Consider the following 16,787-nt stretch of genomic DNA (forward strand, 5'->3'; position numbering starts at 1 on the left):
GGGCCCTTTTTTCATAGCGGCTTGCGGCCGTTGATGAGGTTCACCAGGATCATCACCACAGCAACCACCAGAAGGATGTGGATAAATCCCCCCATGGTGTAGGCACTGACCAGCCCTAGAAGCCACAAAACGATGAGTACAAGAGCGATGGTGTAGAGCATGAGGAGCTTTCAAATGGCGTGCGCTACTGCGCGGCATTCCAGTGTCCAACTCCCCGGACTGGCTGGCTGTGTGGCAGGGCACAGAGTGAGTTGCAGGGCGGATTGCCATTCGCAGGGAACTCAAGCCTCGGGGAAAGACTCCATCACTGCCATCGCTCAACAATTCTTTATGCACCGCAGATCCGCACTGGCAACGCTTGCCGCTTTCTCCGCCCTTTTTCGCAGCAGTCTGGCAGGCGCTTCCACCCAGCCTTTGTTGCAGTCGCTCAAACCTTCGCCTCGCATGCCGGTGCTGTTTGTCGGCCATGGCAGCCCGATGAATGCGATCGAAGACAACGCATGGCGCCGGGGTTGGCAGGCCATGGGCAAAGAATTGTTGGTGCGGCAGGCGGCGCCGCAACTGATTGTTTGCATTTCGGCCCACTGGTTGACCCAGGGCTGGCAGGTCACGGCCATGGCGCAGCCGCAAACGATCCATGATTTCGGCGGTTTTCCGCAGGCGCTGCAGGATGTGCAGTACCCCGCACCCGGTGCGCCGGCGGTGGCCCGCGCTCTGGCACAAGAGATCAAGGTGCCCTCGGGTGACAAACTGGCACTGGACCCGGACCACTGGGGCTTGGACCACGGCGCCTGGTCGGTACTCAAGCCCATGTTTCCCAAAGCGGACATACCGGTGCTGCAGCTCAGCATGGATTACAGCCGCCCGCCGGCTGAGCACTTTGCCTTGGGGCGGCAACTGCATGTCCTGCGTAGCCGCGGGGTGTTGGTGGTGGGGAGCGGCAACATCGTGCACAACCTGCGTGCCACGCGGAACGGCAGCGGCCCGAACGAAACCTACGACTGGGCCCGCGAATTCGACACAGTGGTCCAGGACCAGATCAAAAAGGGCCAGCTCGACCAGCTGCACAAATTCCAGTCGTTGGGTGCGGTCGCGCAGCAGGCGCACCCCTCGTATGACCACTATCTGCCCTTGCTGGTAGCCGCCGGGGCTGCGCGCCCGGACGAGATGCCCCGGTTTTTTAACACCGGGTTTCAGGAAGCCTCCATCTCCATGCGTTCGGTGATCTGGGGTTAATACGAAAACGCTCCTGTTTTGATAGCTGCTCGCGCATATTTCATGAGCGCCAGGCACTGATTTGATGCATAAGCCCGGTAAGGGGCTGCGGAATCGCCGCACTTGTAGGTGCGGCGTGCGCCCTCCTATACTGGTCGAATGAACGAGTTAGTACATTCCAATAAAGAGACAGACAAACCCACCCGCCGGAAAGCTGCTGCGGGTGCTGCTCCGGCGGCCAGCAAGGCCAGCGGTGCCAAGGCCCCCACACGCACCAACGACCCGGCGCGCACCATGGCCGGGATACTGGAAGTGGCAACCAAAGAGTTCGCCGACAAGGGCTTGAGCGGTGCCCGCATCGACGCGATTGCCGAGGCTACCCACACCAGCAAGCGCATGATTTACTACTACTACGGCAGCAAAGAGGGCTTGTACCTCGCGGTGCTGGAGGAGTCCTACCGCCGCATGCGGCAGATCGAGGCGGAGCTGCACCTGGAAGATTTGGAGCCCGAGGCGGCCTTGCGGCGCCTGGTGGGCTTCACCTTCGACCGGCACGCCGACAACGAAGATTTCATCCGCCTGGTGATGAACGAAAACATCGAGCAAGGCACCTATCTGGCACAGAGCACGTCCATCCAGCAGCTCAACGTGCCGGCCATCGAGTCCATTCGCCGGCTTTACCAGAGGGGCGTGGAGCAGGGCGTGTTCCGCGAGGGCCTGGACCCGGTGGATATTCACGCCTCCATCTCCGCGCTCACGTTCTTCAATGTGTCCAACCGCCACACTTTCGGGCTGATCTTCAAGGACAAGGCCCGCAACGCCCGCTCTGCAGACCGGCGCGCGAGCATCACCGACATGGTGGTGCGCTTCGTGCGCAAGTAATTCCTTTCCGGCATAACAGCTTTCCCGGTTATGCCCGACCGATTTAGGGAAAACCCGCAAACTTAAAAACTAACTAGTTCGTACATTATTGAAAGTACGACCCTGAGGAGCTTTCTGTGTTGAAAAAATTCATCGATGCCTACTGCCGTTTGATCGGCTACGTCATCGCCGCCGCGCTAGCGCTGATGGTGGTGCTGGTGTTTGGCAACGTGTTCATGCGCTATGCGTTCAACTCCGGCTTGACCGTGTCCGAAGAGCTGTCGCGCTGGCTGTTTGTGTGGGTGACTTTCCTGGGCGCAGTGATCGCATTGCGCGATAACGCCCACCTTGGCACCGACATGTTGGTGAGCAAGTTCGGCCCGACCGGCAAGCGCATCTTCATGGGCATCTCGCTCTTGTTGATGATCTATTGCCTGTGGCTCATCTTCAAGGGCACCTACGACCAATTCTTGGTGAACAAGGACTCTGAGAGCCCGGTGATGGAAGTCTCCATGGGCTGGTTCTATGCGGGCGGCATGGTGTTCTCGGCCTTGAGCTTCCCGATCCTGGCACTGGAGCTGTTCCGCCTCGTGACCGGCCAGATCGCCGACCAAGACCTGATGCTGATCCAGGAATCTGAAGAAGCCCCTCACTAAGCCCCGGAGCCCTTTGACATGACGATCATTATTTTTCTGGGTTCCTTGCTGGCGGCCATGGCTGTCGGCGTGCCCATCGCTTTCTCTCTGCTCTTGTGCGGTGCTGCCTTGATGTGGCACCTCAACATGTTCGATGCGCAAATCCTCGCGCAGAACCTGCTGGAAGGTGCCAATAGCTTTCCGTTGCTGGCGGTGCCCTTTTTCATGCTGGCCGGTGAAATCATGAACGCAGGCGGTTTGTCCCGCCGCATCGTGAACTTTGCCATGGCACTGGTGGGCCACGTCAAAGGCGGCCTGGGCTATGTGACCATTGTGGCCGCGGTGATCATGGCCTCGCTCTCCGGCTCCGCAGTAGCAGATGCGGCAGCGCTCACCGCCTTGTTGCTGCCCATGATGGTGGCGGCCGGCCACGACAGAGCGCGCTCTGCTGGCCTGATTGCCTCTGCCGGCATCATCGCCCCCATCATCCCGCCGAGCATCGGCTTTGTGATCTTCGGTGTGGCAGCCAATGTCTCCATTTCCAAGCTGTTCATGGCGGGCATTTTTCCCGGCCTGATGTTGGCTCTGTCTTTGGTCGGGACGTGGTGGTGGCTGGCTCGCAAAGAGCACATCACACCCCCGCCCCGAAAAAACCTGGCCGAAGTTCTGGAGGCCATGCGTCTGGCCACCTGGGCGCTGGTGCTGCCTTTCATCATCGTGTTCGGCCTGAAGTTTGGTGTCTTCACCCCCACGGAAGCGGCGGTAGTGGCGGCGGTGTACTCGCTGTTTGTGTCCACCGTGATTTATCGTGAGTTGAACTTCAAGAAGCTGGTGCCTTTGTTCATCACAGCCGCCAAGACCAGTGCCGTGGTGATGTTCCTTGTCGCAGCTGCCATGGTGTCTGCCTGGTTGATCACCGTGGCCAACCTGCCCGCTCAAGTGGTGGCCTTGCTGGAACCCCTGCTGGACAGCCCCAAGCTGCTGATGTTTGCCATCATGGTGCTGGTGATCGTGGTGGGTACGGCGCTGGACATGACACCCACCATTCTGTTGCTGACCCCCGTGCTGATACCGGTGGTCAAAGCGGCAGGCATCGACCCGGTGTACTTCGGCGTGCTGTTCATCATCAACAACGCCATCGGCCTGATCACCCCGCCGGTGGGCACCGTGCTCAATGCGGTGGCCGGTGTGGGCAAGGTCAGCATGGACGAGGTGACCAAAGGCGTGGTGCCTTTCATGATTGCCCAGTTCGCCATCATGTTTTTGATGGTGCTGTTCCCGCAGCTGGTGATGGTGCCGGCCCGCTGGTTCTATTGACCCCATTCCAAACCTGTGCGTGATGGGTACGCCACGCACAGGATTCTTATTCACCGCGTACGCCTGTTTTCACCCAACTAACTGTCCAGGAGACAACTCATGAAGCGACTGTTTATCAAATCCGTCTTGGCAACCGTGGCATTGGCCGCGTGTGGCCTGGCCTCTGCCCAGGACATCAAGGAACGCACGATCAAGTTCGGCCTGAACAGCCCTGAAGGTCACCCTGCTGTGGCCGGCATGCGCAAGTTCGCATCCGCAGTGGAAGCCAAATCCGGCGGCAAGATGAAGGTGCAGTTGTTCCTGAACGGCGCACTCGGTAGCGACCAAGCGACCCTGTCCGCATTGAAGGGCGGCACCGTGGAAATGGCCGTGATGAACTCCGGCATTCTGGCCAGCGAAGTGAAAGCCCTCGAAGTGTTCGACTTCCCCTTCCTGTTCGCCAACGAAAAAGAAGCGGATGCCATCGTGGACGGCCCCATCGGCCAGAAGATGCACGCCGCTTTGGCCGACAAGGGCATCATCGGTTTGTCCTACTGGGAACTGGGCTTTCGCAACATCACGACCGGCAAAAAGCAGATCACCAAGGTGGACGACATCGCTGGCCTGAAGCTGCGCGTGATTCCCAACGCGATCAATGTGGACTGGGTGAAAGCACTGGGCGCGAACCCCACACCCCTGCCATTCCCTGAGGTGTACGCCGCATTGGAGCAGGGCGCGATTGACGGCCAGGAGAACCCGATTGCCGTAATTGCCGCCAACAAGTTCTGGGAAGTGCAGAAGAACGTGGCCCTGACCAACCACCAGTACAACCCCCAGTCCGTGATCTTCAGCAAGAAGGTGTGGGACACCATGTCTCCCGCTGAAAAGAAAATCATCGACGACTCTGCAGACGAAGCCGTGAAGGCGCAGCGCGAGGCCAACCGTGCTGCCTTGAACAACAACCTCGAGTTGCTCAAGAAGAACGGCATGACGATTACGACCCTGCCCGCGGCCGAAATCGCCAAACTGCGTGAGAAGATGAAGCCCGTGATTGACAAGCACAGCGCTGCCCTGGGCACCGTGGTGGCTGATGTGCAGGCCGAGTTGGCCAAGATGCGCAAGTAATCACACCGTGTGGAGCGGCCCGCGAGGGACGCTCCACGTTTGATTCCATCTTCTCTAGAGGTTTGTATGAAAGTCCTGATGCTCCACGGCATTAACCACAACATGTTCGGCAAGCGCGATCCGGTGCAGTACGGCACCATCACGCTCGATGAAATCAACGCCGACCTGACGGCCTTGGGCCGCGAATTGGGTGTGGACGTGGAGACCTTTCAGACCAACCATGAAGGCGCCATGTGCGAGCGCATTCACCAGGGCTATACCGATGGTGTGGACGCGGCCCTCATCAACGCCGGTGCCTGGACGCATTACAGCTACGGCATCCGCGACGCGCTGGCCATCCTGACCTGCCCTATCGTGGAATTGCACATGTCCAATATTCATGCCCGTGAGGAATTCCGCCACAAGTCAGTGTTCGCGGAAATCGTCAAGGGCCAGATCGCAGGCTTCGGCGTGGACAGCTATCTGCTGGCCCTGCGCGCCGGGGTGTCTGCGGCGAAAGCTGCGAAAAAATGATCATCAACGGCAATACAGAGCTCATTGTTCATCTTGGTTACCCGACCCACGCCTTCAAGGCGCCCATGATCTACAACCCTTGGTTTGAAAAAGCCGGGGTCAATGCCGTGGTGGTCCCCATGGGCTCCAAGCCCGAAGACTTCCCCGGCTTTTTGCGCAGCGTGTTCCAGCTCTCTAACATCCGGGGCGCGTTGATCACCATGCCGCACAAGGTGGTGACGACCACGTTGGTGGACGAACTGTCCCCCACGGCGCAGATTGCAGGAGCCTGTAACGCCGTGCGCCTGGGGCCCCAAGGCCAGTTGCAAGGCGACATGTTCGATGGCGCCGGCTTCGTGCGCGGGGTACTGCGTAAAGGCTTGGTTCTTAAGGGCGCTCGTGCCTTGGTCGTGGGAAGCGGTGGCGTGGGCTGTGCGATTGCCGCATCGCTGGCAGCCGAGGGCTTGTCGGCGTTGGCGCTGTTCGATGTGAATGCAGAGGCCGCTGAGGGGCTGGCAGCACGTTTGCGCCAGCACTACCCGCAGATTGACGTCAGCACCGGGTCGACCGACCCGGCAGGTTTTGACCTGGTCGTGAACGCCACGCCTCTGGGCATGAACGAGGGCGACCCCATGCCCCTGGATGTGTCACGCCTGTCGGCCAGCACCTTTGTGGGTGAAGTGGTCATGAAATCCGAAACCACGGCGTTTCTCGCTGAAGCCATTCTGCGCGGATGCAAAGTGCAGGTGGGCTCGGACATGTTGTTTGAGCAGATTCCAGCGTATCTGGAGTTCTTCGGCCTGCCCAGCACCAGCGCCGATGAGCTGCGTTCGCTGGCAACCTTGCAATACCAATAGGCCTGCAAGCGGGCCTTTTTTCAGGTGTTTATCGGGCGGCTGTGAGCAGCCACTCGCGGCGGAACAGCCAGTCCTGTACCTGCCAGAGGTTGTCCAGCGTGATTTCGCCGTCCTTGTGCCGGCTCTTCACGTGCCAGCGCTGGGCAAGCAGGGTGCACTGGGGCAGGCAAGACGGAGGCTCGTTCAAGTCCTCCTGCAGCCAGATCACGGCATCAAATTCATTCAGCAAGCGTGCCAAGCGTTCCTTGGGCGGCATTTCGGGATAGAGCGCCCCGGTGTTGCGGCCCTCCGCGTCATAGGGCGTGATGCGAGCGCCATGCAACTGGAAGTGATAGCGCTCGTACTGCCCGGTAAAGCCGTTGGGCACAGCGACACGCTGGCCTTTCATTTGGGCTTCCATCGCCGGGCTGTAGCCTGCCTCGTCCTTGGAGATGGGCTGGACCATCAGCGTGAAGCAGCCATACACCGCCAGCACCGCCACAAGGCTGGCGTTGGCGGCCCATGGTTTGCGATAAAAACCGACGATGGCGCCCGCGATACCTGCGCCGGCAGCTATCAAAGTAATAGCGACTTCAGTGGTCGAGGCCATCCCCAACGTGCCCATGACCCAGCTGATACGCCCCAGCATCACCAGCGCGGGCAGGGTGATCAGCAACGTCAGCCAGAACCAGACGCGCGGTAGCCGGTCCCACACCAGCGCCATGGCAATGGCCACCGCGGGCATGGCGGGAATGACATAGCGCTCCGAGCGCTGGTTGGGGATGGTGAACACCACCAGCCACACCGCTACCCAGGCCAAAAGCACCCACAACGCGGGACTCAGTCGATTCGGCTGGCGCAGCGAGCCGGTGTGGCGCAAGGCCAGCAGGCAAAAGCCCAACACCGGCAGAGCCAGCAGGCCGCCGTTGGCCGGGTAAGCCAGCAGCTGGGTCCACATGGGGTAAGGGCCGGATAAGGCTGCCTGCCAGTAGCCCATGCTGCTGGACATCTTGCCCGCGTTCTCGGCCACGACAAATTCCTGCCAGACGCTGGCCGGGTCCGGGTCCAGCACGAACCACAAGGCAAAGATTCCAACGCCAATCAGCGTGCTCCAGCCCGTGCCTATGGTCGTGCGAATGGCCGTGCGCCAGTTCCAGGGCGTGCTCAGCAGCACCGCACACCACAGGGCGGCAGCTGCAGGGGCGACCAAGGCAAAAGACTTGTAGGCTGCGCCCAAGCCCATCGCGATGCCGAACAAGGTGTAGCCGAGCGGGCCGGGCGTGGCGTCTGCCGGGTGCCCCATGCCTGTGGTGCTTTCACGCAAGCGCAGCCAAAGCACCCACCACATGGGCAAGGCCAGCCAGAAGGTTTCGGGTGCGGAAGTGAGGTACACCCGCCCGTAGCGGAAGGTGCAGAAAAACAGCAGATACAAGGCAGCCGCCACGCAGGCAGTGCGCAGGCGGTTGGATGCCTCGCTCATCCGGTAAGCAAAAAACGCCAGCAAGGCAGTGGTGGCGAAGGTGTAAATGATGCTGGGCAAGCGCAGTGCGAACAGACTCCAGGTTTGGCCCCAGCCACCTGCCACCATGGCCTGCCAGATCAGCAAGGGCGGTTTGGTATTGCGGGTGCCCACCAGTTCGGACTGCAGTGGCAGCCAGTGGCCGCTCTCGGCAGTCATGCGCGCGATGTGGATGTACACCATCTCGTCGCCGTTGGTGGGCGCGTAACTACCACCCAGACCGAACAGGTAGAGCGCAGCTGCTATAAAAACAAGAGCTAGCCACGCACGCTCGGTGGACGCTAGAGGCCCGAAAGGCTTGTGGATAGGCCCCATGGTCTGCTCAGTCGCGCTTGCGTTTGAAGGTCCAACGGTCGTTGGCCAGAAAGTTGCTGACACTGGCGGCCACAATGGCGATGATGTTTGCCAGGCGGTAATCCATGCTGCCAGACAGCAACAGGGTCAGCACATATTGCATGCCGCTGCCGAATGCGGAGGCGGTGACGTACTGCCCGAATTCCATGCCCAAGAGGCTCAGGCTCACCGGTTGCACCTCGCCCGCTTCCAGCGTCTTGACCCGGTCGGACCAGGTCCACAACCGGTTCCAGGTGAAGTTGTTCAGGGTGGCCAGTGCGATGGCCAGAGCCAGCGAGAAGTAGGGCTTGTTGTAGCCGGCTTCAATATGGTTGAACAGGTACTCGTGCCCGAAGTGCAAGACCGCCAAGTTCACCACCGTGCCGCTGGCGCCCACGATGCCGAACTTGATATAGCGGTAGCGCTCCAGCAGCCCGAGTGCCCAGAGCACCAAACGTTGCACAGCAATCATGCTGCGGCACCTGCACTCGCAGATGCACTATTCAAAAATGCCAGCGCCTGGTCCAGCACCGGATCGGGCGCAATCCGTTTGAGGCACTGGTTGTCGCCGTCGCAAAAGGTCAGGCGGTGGTTGTAGGCGGTCAGGCACGGGGAGCAGGCAATGCCGCTTTCCAGAATAATGGTGCGATGGCCCAGGGGCCCATACAGCTTGCCGGTTTCCGGCCCGAAGAACACCATGGTCTGAATAGGAGTGACCGTGGCGAAGTGGCTGGGGCCGCCGTCGTTGGTGATCAGCAGGGCACTGGCGTGCATGAGCATAAGCAGCTCGCGAATGCTCTTGGTGTAGCCGGTGAGGTTCAGGCAGGCCGCGTCGCCCACTTGGGCTTGCAGGTCACGCGCCAGCACAGCGTCATCTTTCAGGCCGATCAGGCCGACTGCATAGCCGGCATTGCACAGCCCTTGTACCACGCGCGCATAGTGACTGGCAGGCCAGGCCCGCTCAGGCAGGATGCCGCCGCCGGCATAAACCAGCACGAGACGCCGCTCGCGCGTCACAGGGTGGTCGCTCTCCAGCTTGCTGCGGTAAGTTTCCAGCTCGGTATCGGTGAACGTGACGGAAAGCTCGGTGTCCACCGGTGTGTTCCGGATCGCAGCGGCGCGGTTGCGCGGCATGCTGTCCGGTGCATCCAAAGCATCGACCAGCGACAAAAACTGTTTGCTGATGTGCTGGTAGGGGTTGTACGGAATGCTGTGGTTGATGAAGCTGCCACGGTACAGTCCTTCCTGCGTGTGCGGGGTAAACCCCACCCGCACCGGTGCACCGGTGCTGAAAGACAGCAGGGCGCTCACACGTGAAAACAGCTCGCAGTCGATGACCGCATCCAGCCCGATACTTCGGAACTTCAGGCTGACTTTAAAAATGTCCGAGATCAGCGAGCCGCCGGAACTGTCGTCCAGCGTGTGCATGTGCTCCACGTCCGTGAGCGACAGCAGTTTGGAGACTTCCTGGTTCTTTTTGAGCTGCAGGATGTGGATGGCAGCACCCGGGTACTTGCGGCGTAACTCCGCAAACATGGGCCCCGCCAGCACGATGCTGCCCATCTCGGACAGCAGGATAACCAGGATGTTTTTCGGCGCAGCCGGCATACGGGCCGGTGCACTGAATAGCCCAGTGAAACGCACCCATGCAGACACACCGCCGCAGAGTAGCTGGCCGGCCCAGCGGTCAATGAAGCGTTGTGTCTGGATGTTCATGGGCAGTGCTTACTTCAGGCCGGCAGCGGCACGCAGCGCAGCTGCCTTGTCAGTGCGCTCCCAGGTGAACTCGGGCTCTTCGCGGCCGAAGTGGCCGTACGCCGCGGTCTTTTCGTAGATGGGGCGCAGCAGGTCCAGCATCTGGATAATGCCCTTGGGACGCAGGTCGAAGTGTTCGTTCACCAGGGCGGCGATCTGGTCGTCAGGGATGACGCCGGTGCCTTCGGTGTATACGGTCACGTTCATGGGCTTGGCCACGCCGATGGCGTAGGCCACTTGCACCTGGCACTGGCGCGCCAGACCGGCGGCCACCACGTTCTTGGCCACATAGCGGGCTGCATAGGCGGCAGAACGGTCCACCTTGGACGGGTCTTTGCCGGAGAATGCGCCACCGCCGTGGGGGCAGGCGCCACCGTAAGTGTCCACAATGATTTTGCGACCGGTCAGGCCGCAATCACCCTGGGGTCCGCCGATCACAAAACGGCCGGTGGGGTTGATCAGATAGCGGGTGTTCTGCAGCCACTCTTTGGGCAACACCGGCTTGATGATTTCTTCAATGATGGCTTCGGTGAACGAGGCCTTCATCTTGTGCTGGGTTTCGGACTGGTCCGGGCTGTGCTGGGTAGACAGCACCACGGTGTCGATGCTGTGGGGCTTGCCGTCCACATAGCGCATGGTCACCTGGCTCTTGGCATCCGGGCGCAGGAAGGGCAGGCGGCCGTCTTTGCGCAGCTGCGCCTGGCGTTCTACCAAGCGGTGGGCGTAGTAGATGGGCGCAGGCATCAGCTCGGGCGTTTCGTCGCAGGCGTAACCGAACATCAGGCCTTGGTCACCGGCTCCGATGTTGAGGTGATCGTCAGACGCGTGGTCCACGCCCTGTGCGATGTCGTTGGACTGCTTGTCGTATGCCACCAGCACCGCGCAACCCTTGTAGTCGATGCCGTATTCGGTGTTGTCGTAGCCGATACGCTTGATGGTGTCGCGTGCCACCTGGATGTAGTCCACATGCGCGTTGGTGGTGATTTCACCTGCGAGCACCACCAGACCGGTATTGGTCAGGGTCTCGGCAGCTACGCGGGAGCGGGGGTCTTGCTTGAAAATTGCATCCAGAATTGCATCGGAAATCTGGTCTGCGACCTTGTCAGGGTGACCTTCAGATACGGATTCAGAGGTAAAGAGGAAATCGTTCGCCATAGTAGTTCTCCAAAAAAAACATCAAGACGCGTTGCTTGAGCTTTGGAGCTTTCAGCGAACGCTTTAGCAGATACGCCGGAATCGGCGAGGCACAATGGCTTCTTTTTGATCAGTTGCCCCTGTGAAGTCACCCTGCAAGTAGTTCTATAACTCGGTGACATCGTGAATTTTAGCCCACCCATGGCCTTTGTATTTCAATTCCTCTCCCGCTGGCCTTTGTGGTTGTTGCACCGCTTGGGGGCTGTGTGCGGTTGGCTGGTCTACGCGCTGTCCCCCGGTTACCGCAGTCGCTTGCAGGACAACGCCAGTCAGGCAGGAATTCTCGATGCAGACCGACGCAAAGCAGTGGCAGCTGCCGGTCGAATGGTGATGGAGCTTCCCCGGCTATGGCTGGGTGCCCCGGTGCCGGTGATGTGGGACGGTGCCCATCACTTTGAGCAAGCGCTGGCTGAGCAGCGCGGGATTATTTTTTTGACACCTCACTTGGGCAGTTTTGAGGTGACTGCACAGGCCTATGCAAGTCGCTTCGGGGTATCCGGCGCGCCCATGACGGTGCTGTACCGGCCCGCCCGTCATGCGTGGCTGCGCCGGATTATTGAGGCCAGTCGTGCGCGGCCTGGTTTGCACACTGCACCGGCCAACCTGGCGGGAGTGAAGCAACTGATCAAAGCCCTGCGGTCAGGGCAGTGTGTGGGTTTGCTGCCCGACCAGGTGCCCCCTGAGGGGCAAGGCGCTTGGGTTCCTTTTTTTGCACGCGATGCTTACACCATGACGCTGGCCGCGAGGTTGGCCCAGCAAACCGGTGCCCGTCTGGTCTTGGCTTGGGGTGAGCGTTTGCCGGACGGCGCGGGCTACAAGGTCTGTGTGCGGCCTTACGAGCTGGCTTTGTCACTGGACTTGACGGAAGCCACCGCCCAGATTAATGCCGCCATGGAGCAGGTCATCAGGGAATTGCCTTCTCAATACCTGTGGGGCTACGCGCGCTATAAACAACCCCGGCGGCCGGATCTGGCAGTCGGACAGGAAAGCCATAAAGAATGAGTCGTTGGATATTGCGTTGCATTGAGGTACTGGGCCGGTTGCCGCTGCCGTTGCTTCGGGGTTTGGGGGTCGTGTTTGGTTGGGCTTTGTACCTGCTGGTTCGCTCACGGCGCAGGGTGGTGGATATCAACCTGACAATCTGCTTCCCCGAATGGACACCCTCATTCCGTCGCAGGCAATCGATCCGCACTTTTGTCGCGTTCGCCCAAGCGTGGCTGGATCGCGGCTGGTTATGGCATGCAAGCCCTGAGGTACTCAGGGAGCGCTTACGCTTGTGCGGAGCCCTCGAAGAATTGGCGGGCGAAGCGCCCACTGTTTTGTTCGCCCCGCATTTCGTCGGCTTGGATGCCGGATGGACAGCCTTGACCCAGCAGGGCAAGCGCAGCTATACGACCATCTATACGGACCAAGCCAACAAAGTGGCTGACGCTTGGATATTGGCCGGGCGCAAGCGATTCGGCGGACGGTTGTTCGGTCGGATTGAGGGGGTGAAGCCCATCATTGCGGGACTGAAGGCAGGAGAGCCGCTGTACCTTTTGCCCGACATGAATTTCGGTCCGGAAGAGTCCTTGTTCGTGCCGTTTTATGGTCGCCCGGCCGCGACCGTTCCATCCCTGTCGCGCTTTGCCCGCTTGTCGCGCGCAAAGGTGGTACCCATCCTTTGCCGCCTGACGTCCACCGGCTACGAGATCGAGATACTCCCAACTTGGATAGATTTTCCCAGCGGGGACTTGGAGGCAGATACGGCCCGCATGAACCGCACGCTGGAAACTTACATCAAACAGATGCCCGAGCAGTATTACTGGGTGCACAAACGGTTTAAAGACCAGCCTGCGGGCATGACGCCGCCTTACTGAGCGTCGGTGGCAGGAATTGCCTGCGCCTCCAGGGATGGTGTATCGGGGTGTGCCCAGTCCCATAGCAGCGTAGCCACTTCGTCGATGCCGGTGCGCTTGGTCGCAGAAAACAGACGGACTTCGCCCCCGCCGGCTTGTAGCTTGGTAATGGACAGCACTTTGGCGCCCTCAGAGCGGGTCAACTTGTCGGCCTTGGTCAAAACGACCAGGAATTTCAAGCCTTCTGCTACGCGGGGGCGAATGACGTCGAGCAAGATTTCATCCAACTCAGTCATGCCATGTCGCGGATCGCACATGAGCACAATGGCCTTCAAGTTCTTGCGCGTGACCAGGTAATTGGCCATTACCTGTTGCCAGCGGATTTTGTCTTGCTTGGGAACGGCCGCATAGCCATAACCCGGCAAATCGGTCAGCACGGCGTCGGTGGCGCCTTGTTTGCCCAGAGCAAACAAATTGATGTGCTGGGTGCGCCCGGGCTTCTTGGAGGCGAATGCCAGCTGCTTCTGCTGGGTCAGTGTATTGATACAGGTGGACTTGCCCGCGTTGGAACGTCCGACAAAGGCAATTTCAGGTACGTCCAGCTCGGGCAGGAAGTGCAGTTGGGGGGCGGTGGTCAGGAATCGGGCGGTATGCAGCCAGCCTAGTGCGATGGTGGCTGCGCTTTTCTCAGGAGGGGCGGAAATCGTCTTGGAAGGGGTCGCGCCCTTTGGGTTTTGTGTTGTGGTCATTGATTTGGAAGGTAAACCCAGAGCTGCATTGTAGAATGGCGCTGTTCCGCCCACCAGACACAACATCCCTATGAAGTTGATTGCTCAATTGATCATCGCAGCCTCCGTGGCTACGCTCGCTGTTTCTTCCTTTGCGGAAGAGCCGAAAAAAGAGGCTGCTGCAGTTGCAAAGCCGGATCTGGCCAAGGGTGAGGCAAGCTATGGCGCTGTGTGCGCTGCTTGCCACGGCGCCGACGGCAACTCTGGTACGCCCGCCTACCCCAAGCTGGCACAACAGCACCCCGAATACCTGGTGAAGCAGTTGCAGGAGTTCAAGTCCGACAAACGCAATAACGCGGTCATGAAGGGCTTTGCGTCTGCGTTGAGCGACGAGGACATGAAAAACATCGCTTACTGGGTGACCAGCAAGAAAGCCAAGCCCGGTTTCGCGAAAGACAAAGAACTGGTGACCTTGGGTGAGCGGATTTACCGCGGTGGCATTGCAGACCGTCAGGTCGCTGCCTGTGCCGGTTGCCACAGCCCGAACGGCGCCGGTATCCCCTCCCAATACCCTCGCTTGAGCGGCCAGCATGCCGATTACACCGTTGCTCAACTGACAGCATTCCGCGACGGAGTCCGCAAGAACAACCTGCAAATGACACAAGTGGCTGCGAAGCTGAATGACCGCGAAATCAAGGCGGTAGCCGACTACGTCGCCGGGCTGCGCTAAAGCGTCGGCTTTCTGTGGTTCTTCAGGGAACCAAAGGGAGCGCAGACAACCCAACAGGCGGGACCATCAACACGATGGCCCGCTTTTTTTTTGATGATTTTCCTCCATGACTGTTTCAACCCAAGGCATTGAGCTCAATGTCGGTTCCCGTGCCTGGCGCGCCGGCGTGGAGCTGCTGTCCTCCATGCGGTTTGCCATCTCACTTTTGACGGTGATTTGCATTGCTTCGATCATCGGAACCGTTCTCAAGCAGCACGAACCGGTCGGGAACTACGTCAACCAGTTTGGTCCGTTCTGGGCGGAAGTTTTTCAGCGCGCAAGTCTTTTCAATGTTTACAGCGCTTGGTGGTTTTTGCTGATCCTGGCGTTTCTGGTGGTGAGCACTTCGCTCTGTGTGGCCCGGAACACACCCAAGATACTGGCTGATTTGCGCTCTTACAAGGAAAACATCCGGGAGCAAAGCCTGAAGGCTTTCGGGCATAAAGCGCAGGCGCAGCTACAAGAGTCACCCGAGGTCGCCGCCCGTCGTTTGGGTGGCTTGCTGGCAGGTGGCGGTTGGAAGGTCAAGCTCCAATCCCGCGAGACCGCCAAGGGCACGGGGTGGATGTTGGCCGCCAAAGCGGGTGCTGCCAACAAGCTGGGCTACATCGCTGCCCACAGTGCCATTGTGCTGGTGTGCCTGGGGGGCTTGCTGGATGGTGATCTGGTCGTGCGTGCGCAAATGTTGTTTGCCGGCAAAGTTCCTTTCAAGGGCGGCGGGATGATTGCAGATGTTCCTGCTGAACACCGCCTGAGTGAACGCAACCCGACATTCCGGGGTAACCTGATGGTGGCTGAAGGGACCCAGTCCAGCACCGCCATCCTGAGCCAGTCGGACGGCATTCTGTTGCAGGAGCTACCCTTCGCAGTGGAGCTCAAAAAATTCATTGTGGAGTACTACTCCACCGGCATGCCCAAGCTGTTTGCCAGTGACATTGTTATTCACGATAAAGCCACGGGAGAAAAGATCCCTGCTCGGGTGGAAGTGAATCATCCGGCGAGCTACAAAGGCATTGAAATTTACCAGTCCAGTTTTGATGACGGTGGTTCGGCCCTGAAGTTCAAGGCGCAACCTCTTCGTGCCGGAGGTGCTGCCTTCGACTTGCAGGGCATTGTGGGTGGAAGCAGCGCCATTGCCAGCCGCGACAGTGGCAATGCAGATGACTTGACGGTGGAGTACACGGGGCTGCGGGTGATCAACGTTGAAAACCTGTCTGCGGATGCCGGTGCCAAAACGGATGTGCGAGGTGTGGACTTGCGCTCTGCGGTTGATGCCCAGCTGGGCGCTGCCAACAAACACAAAGAGGGCAAAAGTCTGCGCAATATCGGGCCTAGCTTCAGTTACAAGTTGCGCGACAAAGCCGGACAGGCGAGGGAGTTCAACAACTACATGCTGCCAGCCGACCTCGGTGACGGCACCTCAGTGTTTTTGCTGGGCATGCGTGAGAGCCCCTCGGAACCGTTCCGTTATCTGCGGGTACCTGCGGATGCAGATGGTGGCATGGATGGTTTTCTCCGGTTGAGCCGCGCGCTGGCAGATCCTGAACTGCGCAAAGAGGCGGTCAGGCGCTACGCGACCAAAGCAATCGATTCCAAGCGCCCGGACTTGGTGGAGCAGCTCGCCGGGTCTGCGAATCGTGCGTTGACCTTGTTTGCCGGTACAGACAAGTCGACAGCAGGTTTACAAGCTATCTCTGACTTTATTGAGGCGAATGTGCCGGAAACCGAGCGGAATAAAGCAGGCGAAGTGCTGGTTCGCATATTGAATGGTGTGCTCTACGAATTGGCCCAACTCAGCCGAGAAAAAGCGGGGTTGAAGCCCTTGCCCGCTGATGCCGCTACGCAAACCTTCATGACCCAAGCCGTACTGGCCCTGAGTGATGTGCCTCTGTATCCGGCTCCCTTCGTGCTTTCTCTGACCGACTTCACCCAAGTACAGGCCAGCGTGTTTCAGGTTGCCCGGGCACCGGGTAAGACCGTGGTGTATCTGGGTTGTGCACTCTTGATTCTCGGGGTCTTTGCAATGTTGTATGTGCGTGAGCGCCGATTGTGGATATGGTTGGAACCTGTAGAAGCAGGCTCCGGCTTGACAGCGGCCACGATGGCGCTGTCCACCAACAGAAAAACCATGGATGGCGACAAACAGTTCGACCACCTGAAACGTCGCCTGTTAGCCTGGAAGGAATAAGAA

General features: G+C 59.6%; 17 protein-coding genes. 11 read left to right on the plus strand and 6 right to left on the minus strand.

Annotation, left to right across the window (positions count from 1 at the left end):
• Positions 1-11 precede the first annotated feature (11 nt).
• A complete protein-coding gene (locus tag ACOAP0_RS13825) occupies positions 12-161 on the minus strand; it encodes a lmo0937 family membrane protein (protein ID WP_313868876.1) in 150 nt (49 codons plus the stop codon).
• Between the two features lie 169 nt (positions 162-330).
• Here ACOAP0_RS13825 and ygiD point away from each other — a divergent pair, with 169 nt between their 5' ends.
• The 7 genes from ygiD to ACOAP0_RS13860 all read left to right on the plus strand — a co-directional run bounded on the left by ygiD (position 331) and on the right by ACOAP0_RS13860 (position 6,481).
• Positions 331-1,236, plus strand: a complete 906-nt coding sequence (ygiD, locus tag ACOAP0_RS13830) for a 4,5-DOPA-extradiol-dioxygenase (RefSeq protein WP_498376870.1) — start codon at positions 331-333, stop codon at positions 1,234-1,236.
• A gap of 138 nt (positions 1,237-1,374) precedes the next feature.
• Positions 1,375-2,097: a TetR/AcrR family transcriptional regulator gene (locus ACOAP0_RS13835; RefSeq protein WP_498376871.1), complete on the plus strand. Its 723-nt coding sequence runs from the start codon at positions 1,375-1,377 to the stop codon at positions 2,095-2,097.
• Between the two features lie 116 nt (positions 2,098-2,213).
• Positions 2,214-2,732, plus strand: coding sequence for a TRAP transporter small permease (locus ACOAP0_RS13840; protein WP_498376872.1), 519 nt, complete (start codon positions 2,214-2,216; stop codon positions 2,730-2,732).
• A gap of 18 nt (positions 2,733-2,750) precedes the next feature.
• On the plus strand, positions 2,751-4,028 hold the full coding sequence (locus tag ACOAP0_RS13845; RefSeq protein ID WP_313878844.1) for a TRAP transporter large permease subunit: 1,278 nt from the start codon (positions 2,751-2,753) through the stop codon (positions 4,026-4,028).
• A 99-nt stretch (positions 4,029-4,127) separates the two neighbouring features.
• Complete coding sequence (locus ACOAP0_RS13850) at positions 4,128-5,132, plus strand: TRAP transporter substrate-binding protein (protein WP_313878843.1); 1,005 nt, start codon at positions 4,128-4,130, stop codon at positions 5,130-5,132.
• Between the two features lie 66 nt (positions 5,133-5,198).
• Positions 5,199-5,645: a type II 3-dehydroquinate dehydratase gene (aroQ, locus tag ACOAP0_RS13855; RefSeq protein ID WP_498376873.1), complete on the plus strand. Its 447-nt coding sequence runs from the start codon at positions 5,199-5,201 to the stop codon at positions 5,643-5,645.
• On the plus strand, positions 5,645-6,481 hold the full coding sequence (locus ACOAP0_RS13860) for a shikimate dehydrogenase family protein (protein ID WP_498377783.1): 837 nt from the start codon (positions 5,645-5,647) through the stop codon (positions 6,479-6,481). The genes aroQ and ACOAP0_RS13860 overlap by 1 nt, the downstream gene beginning before the upstream one ends.
• A gap of 28 nt (positions 6,482-6,509) precedes the next feature.
• On the opposite strand, the gene ACOAP0_RS13865 is transcribed toward ACOAP0_RS13860, so the two are convergent.
• The 4 genes from ACOAP0_RS13865 to metK are packed head-to-tail and all read right to left on the minus strand — an operon-like array spanning position 6,510 to position 11,222.
• Positions 6,510-8,294 carry an ArnT family glycosyltransferase gene (locus ACOAP0_RS13865; RefSeq protein WP_498376874.1) on the minus strand — a complete coding sequence of 595 codons (1,785 nt, stop codon included), beginning with the start codon at positions 8,292-8,294 and terminating at the stop codon, positions 6,510-6,512.
• 7 nt (positions 8,295-8,301) lie between these two features.
• Positions 8,302-8,784 (minus strand): GtrA family protein, encoded by a 483-nt coding sequence (locus ACOAP0_RS13870; RefSeq protein WP_498376875.1) that lies wholly within the window; start codon positions 8,782-8,784, stop codon positions 8,302-8,304.
• Positions 8,781-10,028 carry a glycosyltransferase family 9 protein gene (locus tag ACOAP0_RS13875; RefSeq protein ID WP_498376876.1) on the minus strand — a complete coding sequence of 416 codons (1,248 nt, stop codon included), beginning with the start codon at positions 10,026-10,028 and terminating at the stop codon, positions 8,781-8,783. The genes ACOAP0_RS13870 and ACOAP0_RS13875 overlap by 4 nt, the downstream gene beginning before the upstream one ends.
• 9 nt (positions 10,029-10,037) lie before the next feature.
• A complete protein-coding gene (gene metK / locus ACOAP0_RS13880; protein WP_087496465.1) occupies positions 10,038-11,222 on the minus strand; it encodes a methionine adenosyltransferase in 1,185 nt (394 codons plus the stop codon).
• A 180-nt stretch (positions 11,223-11,402) separates the two neighbouring features.
• Here metK and ACOAP0_RS13885 point away from each other — a divergent pair, with 180 nt between their 5' ends.
• Both ACOAP0_RS13885 and ACOAP0_RS13890 read left to right on the plus strand, forming a co-directional pair.
• Positions 11,403-12,263: a lysophospholipid acyltransferase family protein gene (locus ACOAP0_RS13885; RefSeq protein WP_498376877.1), complete on the plus strand. Its 861-nt coding sequence runs from the start codon at positions 11,403-11,405 to the stop codon at positions 12,261-12,263.
• Positions 12,260-13,120: a lysophospholipid acyltransferase family protein gene (locus ACOAP0_RS13890; RefSeq protein WP_498376878.1), complete on the plus strand. Its 861-nt coding sequence runs from the start codon at positions 12,260-12,262 to the stop codon at positions 13,118-13,120. The genes ACOAP0_RS13885 and ACOAP0_RS13890 overlap by 4 nt, the downstream gene beginning before the upstream one ends.
• On the opposite strand, the gene yihA is transcribed toward ACOAP0_RS13890, so the two are convergent.
• The gene (gene yihA, locus ACOAP0_RS13895; RefSeq protein ID WP_442873340.1) at positions 13,114-13,848 is read right to left on the minus strand and encodes a ribosome biogenesis GTP-binding protein YihA/YsxC; all 735 of its coding nucleotides are present in this window, start codon (positions 13,846-13,848) and stop codon (positions 13,114-13,116) included. The genes ACOAP0_RS13890 and yihA overlap by 7 nt on opposite strands.
• 70 nt (positions 13,849-13,918) lie before the next feature.
• Here yihA and ACOAP0_RS13900 point away from each other — a divergent pair, with 70 nt between their 5' ends.
• Positions 13,919-14,557, plus strand: coding sequence for a c-type cytochrome (locus ACOAP0_RS13900; RefSeq protein ID WP_087496468.1), 639 nt, complete (start codon positions 13,919-13,921; stop codon positions 14,555-14,557).
• 106 nt (positions 14,558-14,663) lie between these two features.
• Positions 14,664-16,784 carry a cytochrome c biogenesis protein ResB gene (locus ACOAP0_RS13905; RefSeq protein ID WP_498376879.1) on the plus strand — a complete coding sequence of 707 codons (2,121 nt, stop codon included), beginning with the start codon at positions 14,664-14,666 and terminating at the stop codon, positions 16,782-16,784.
• Positions 16,785-16,787 lie beyond the last annotated feature (3 nt).

This window comes from Curvibacter sp. Hmag1.1 (assembly GCF_059769165.1).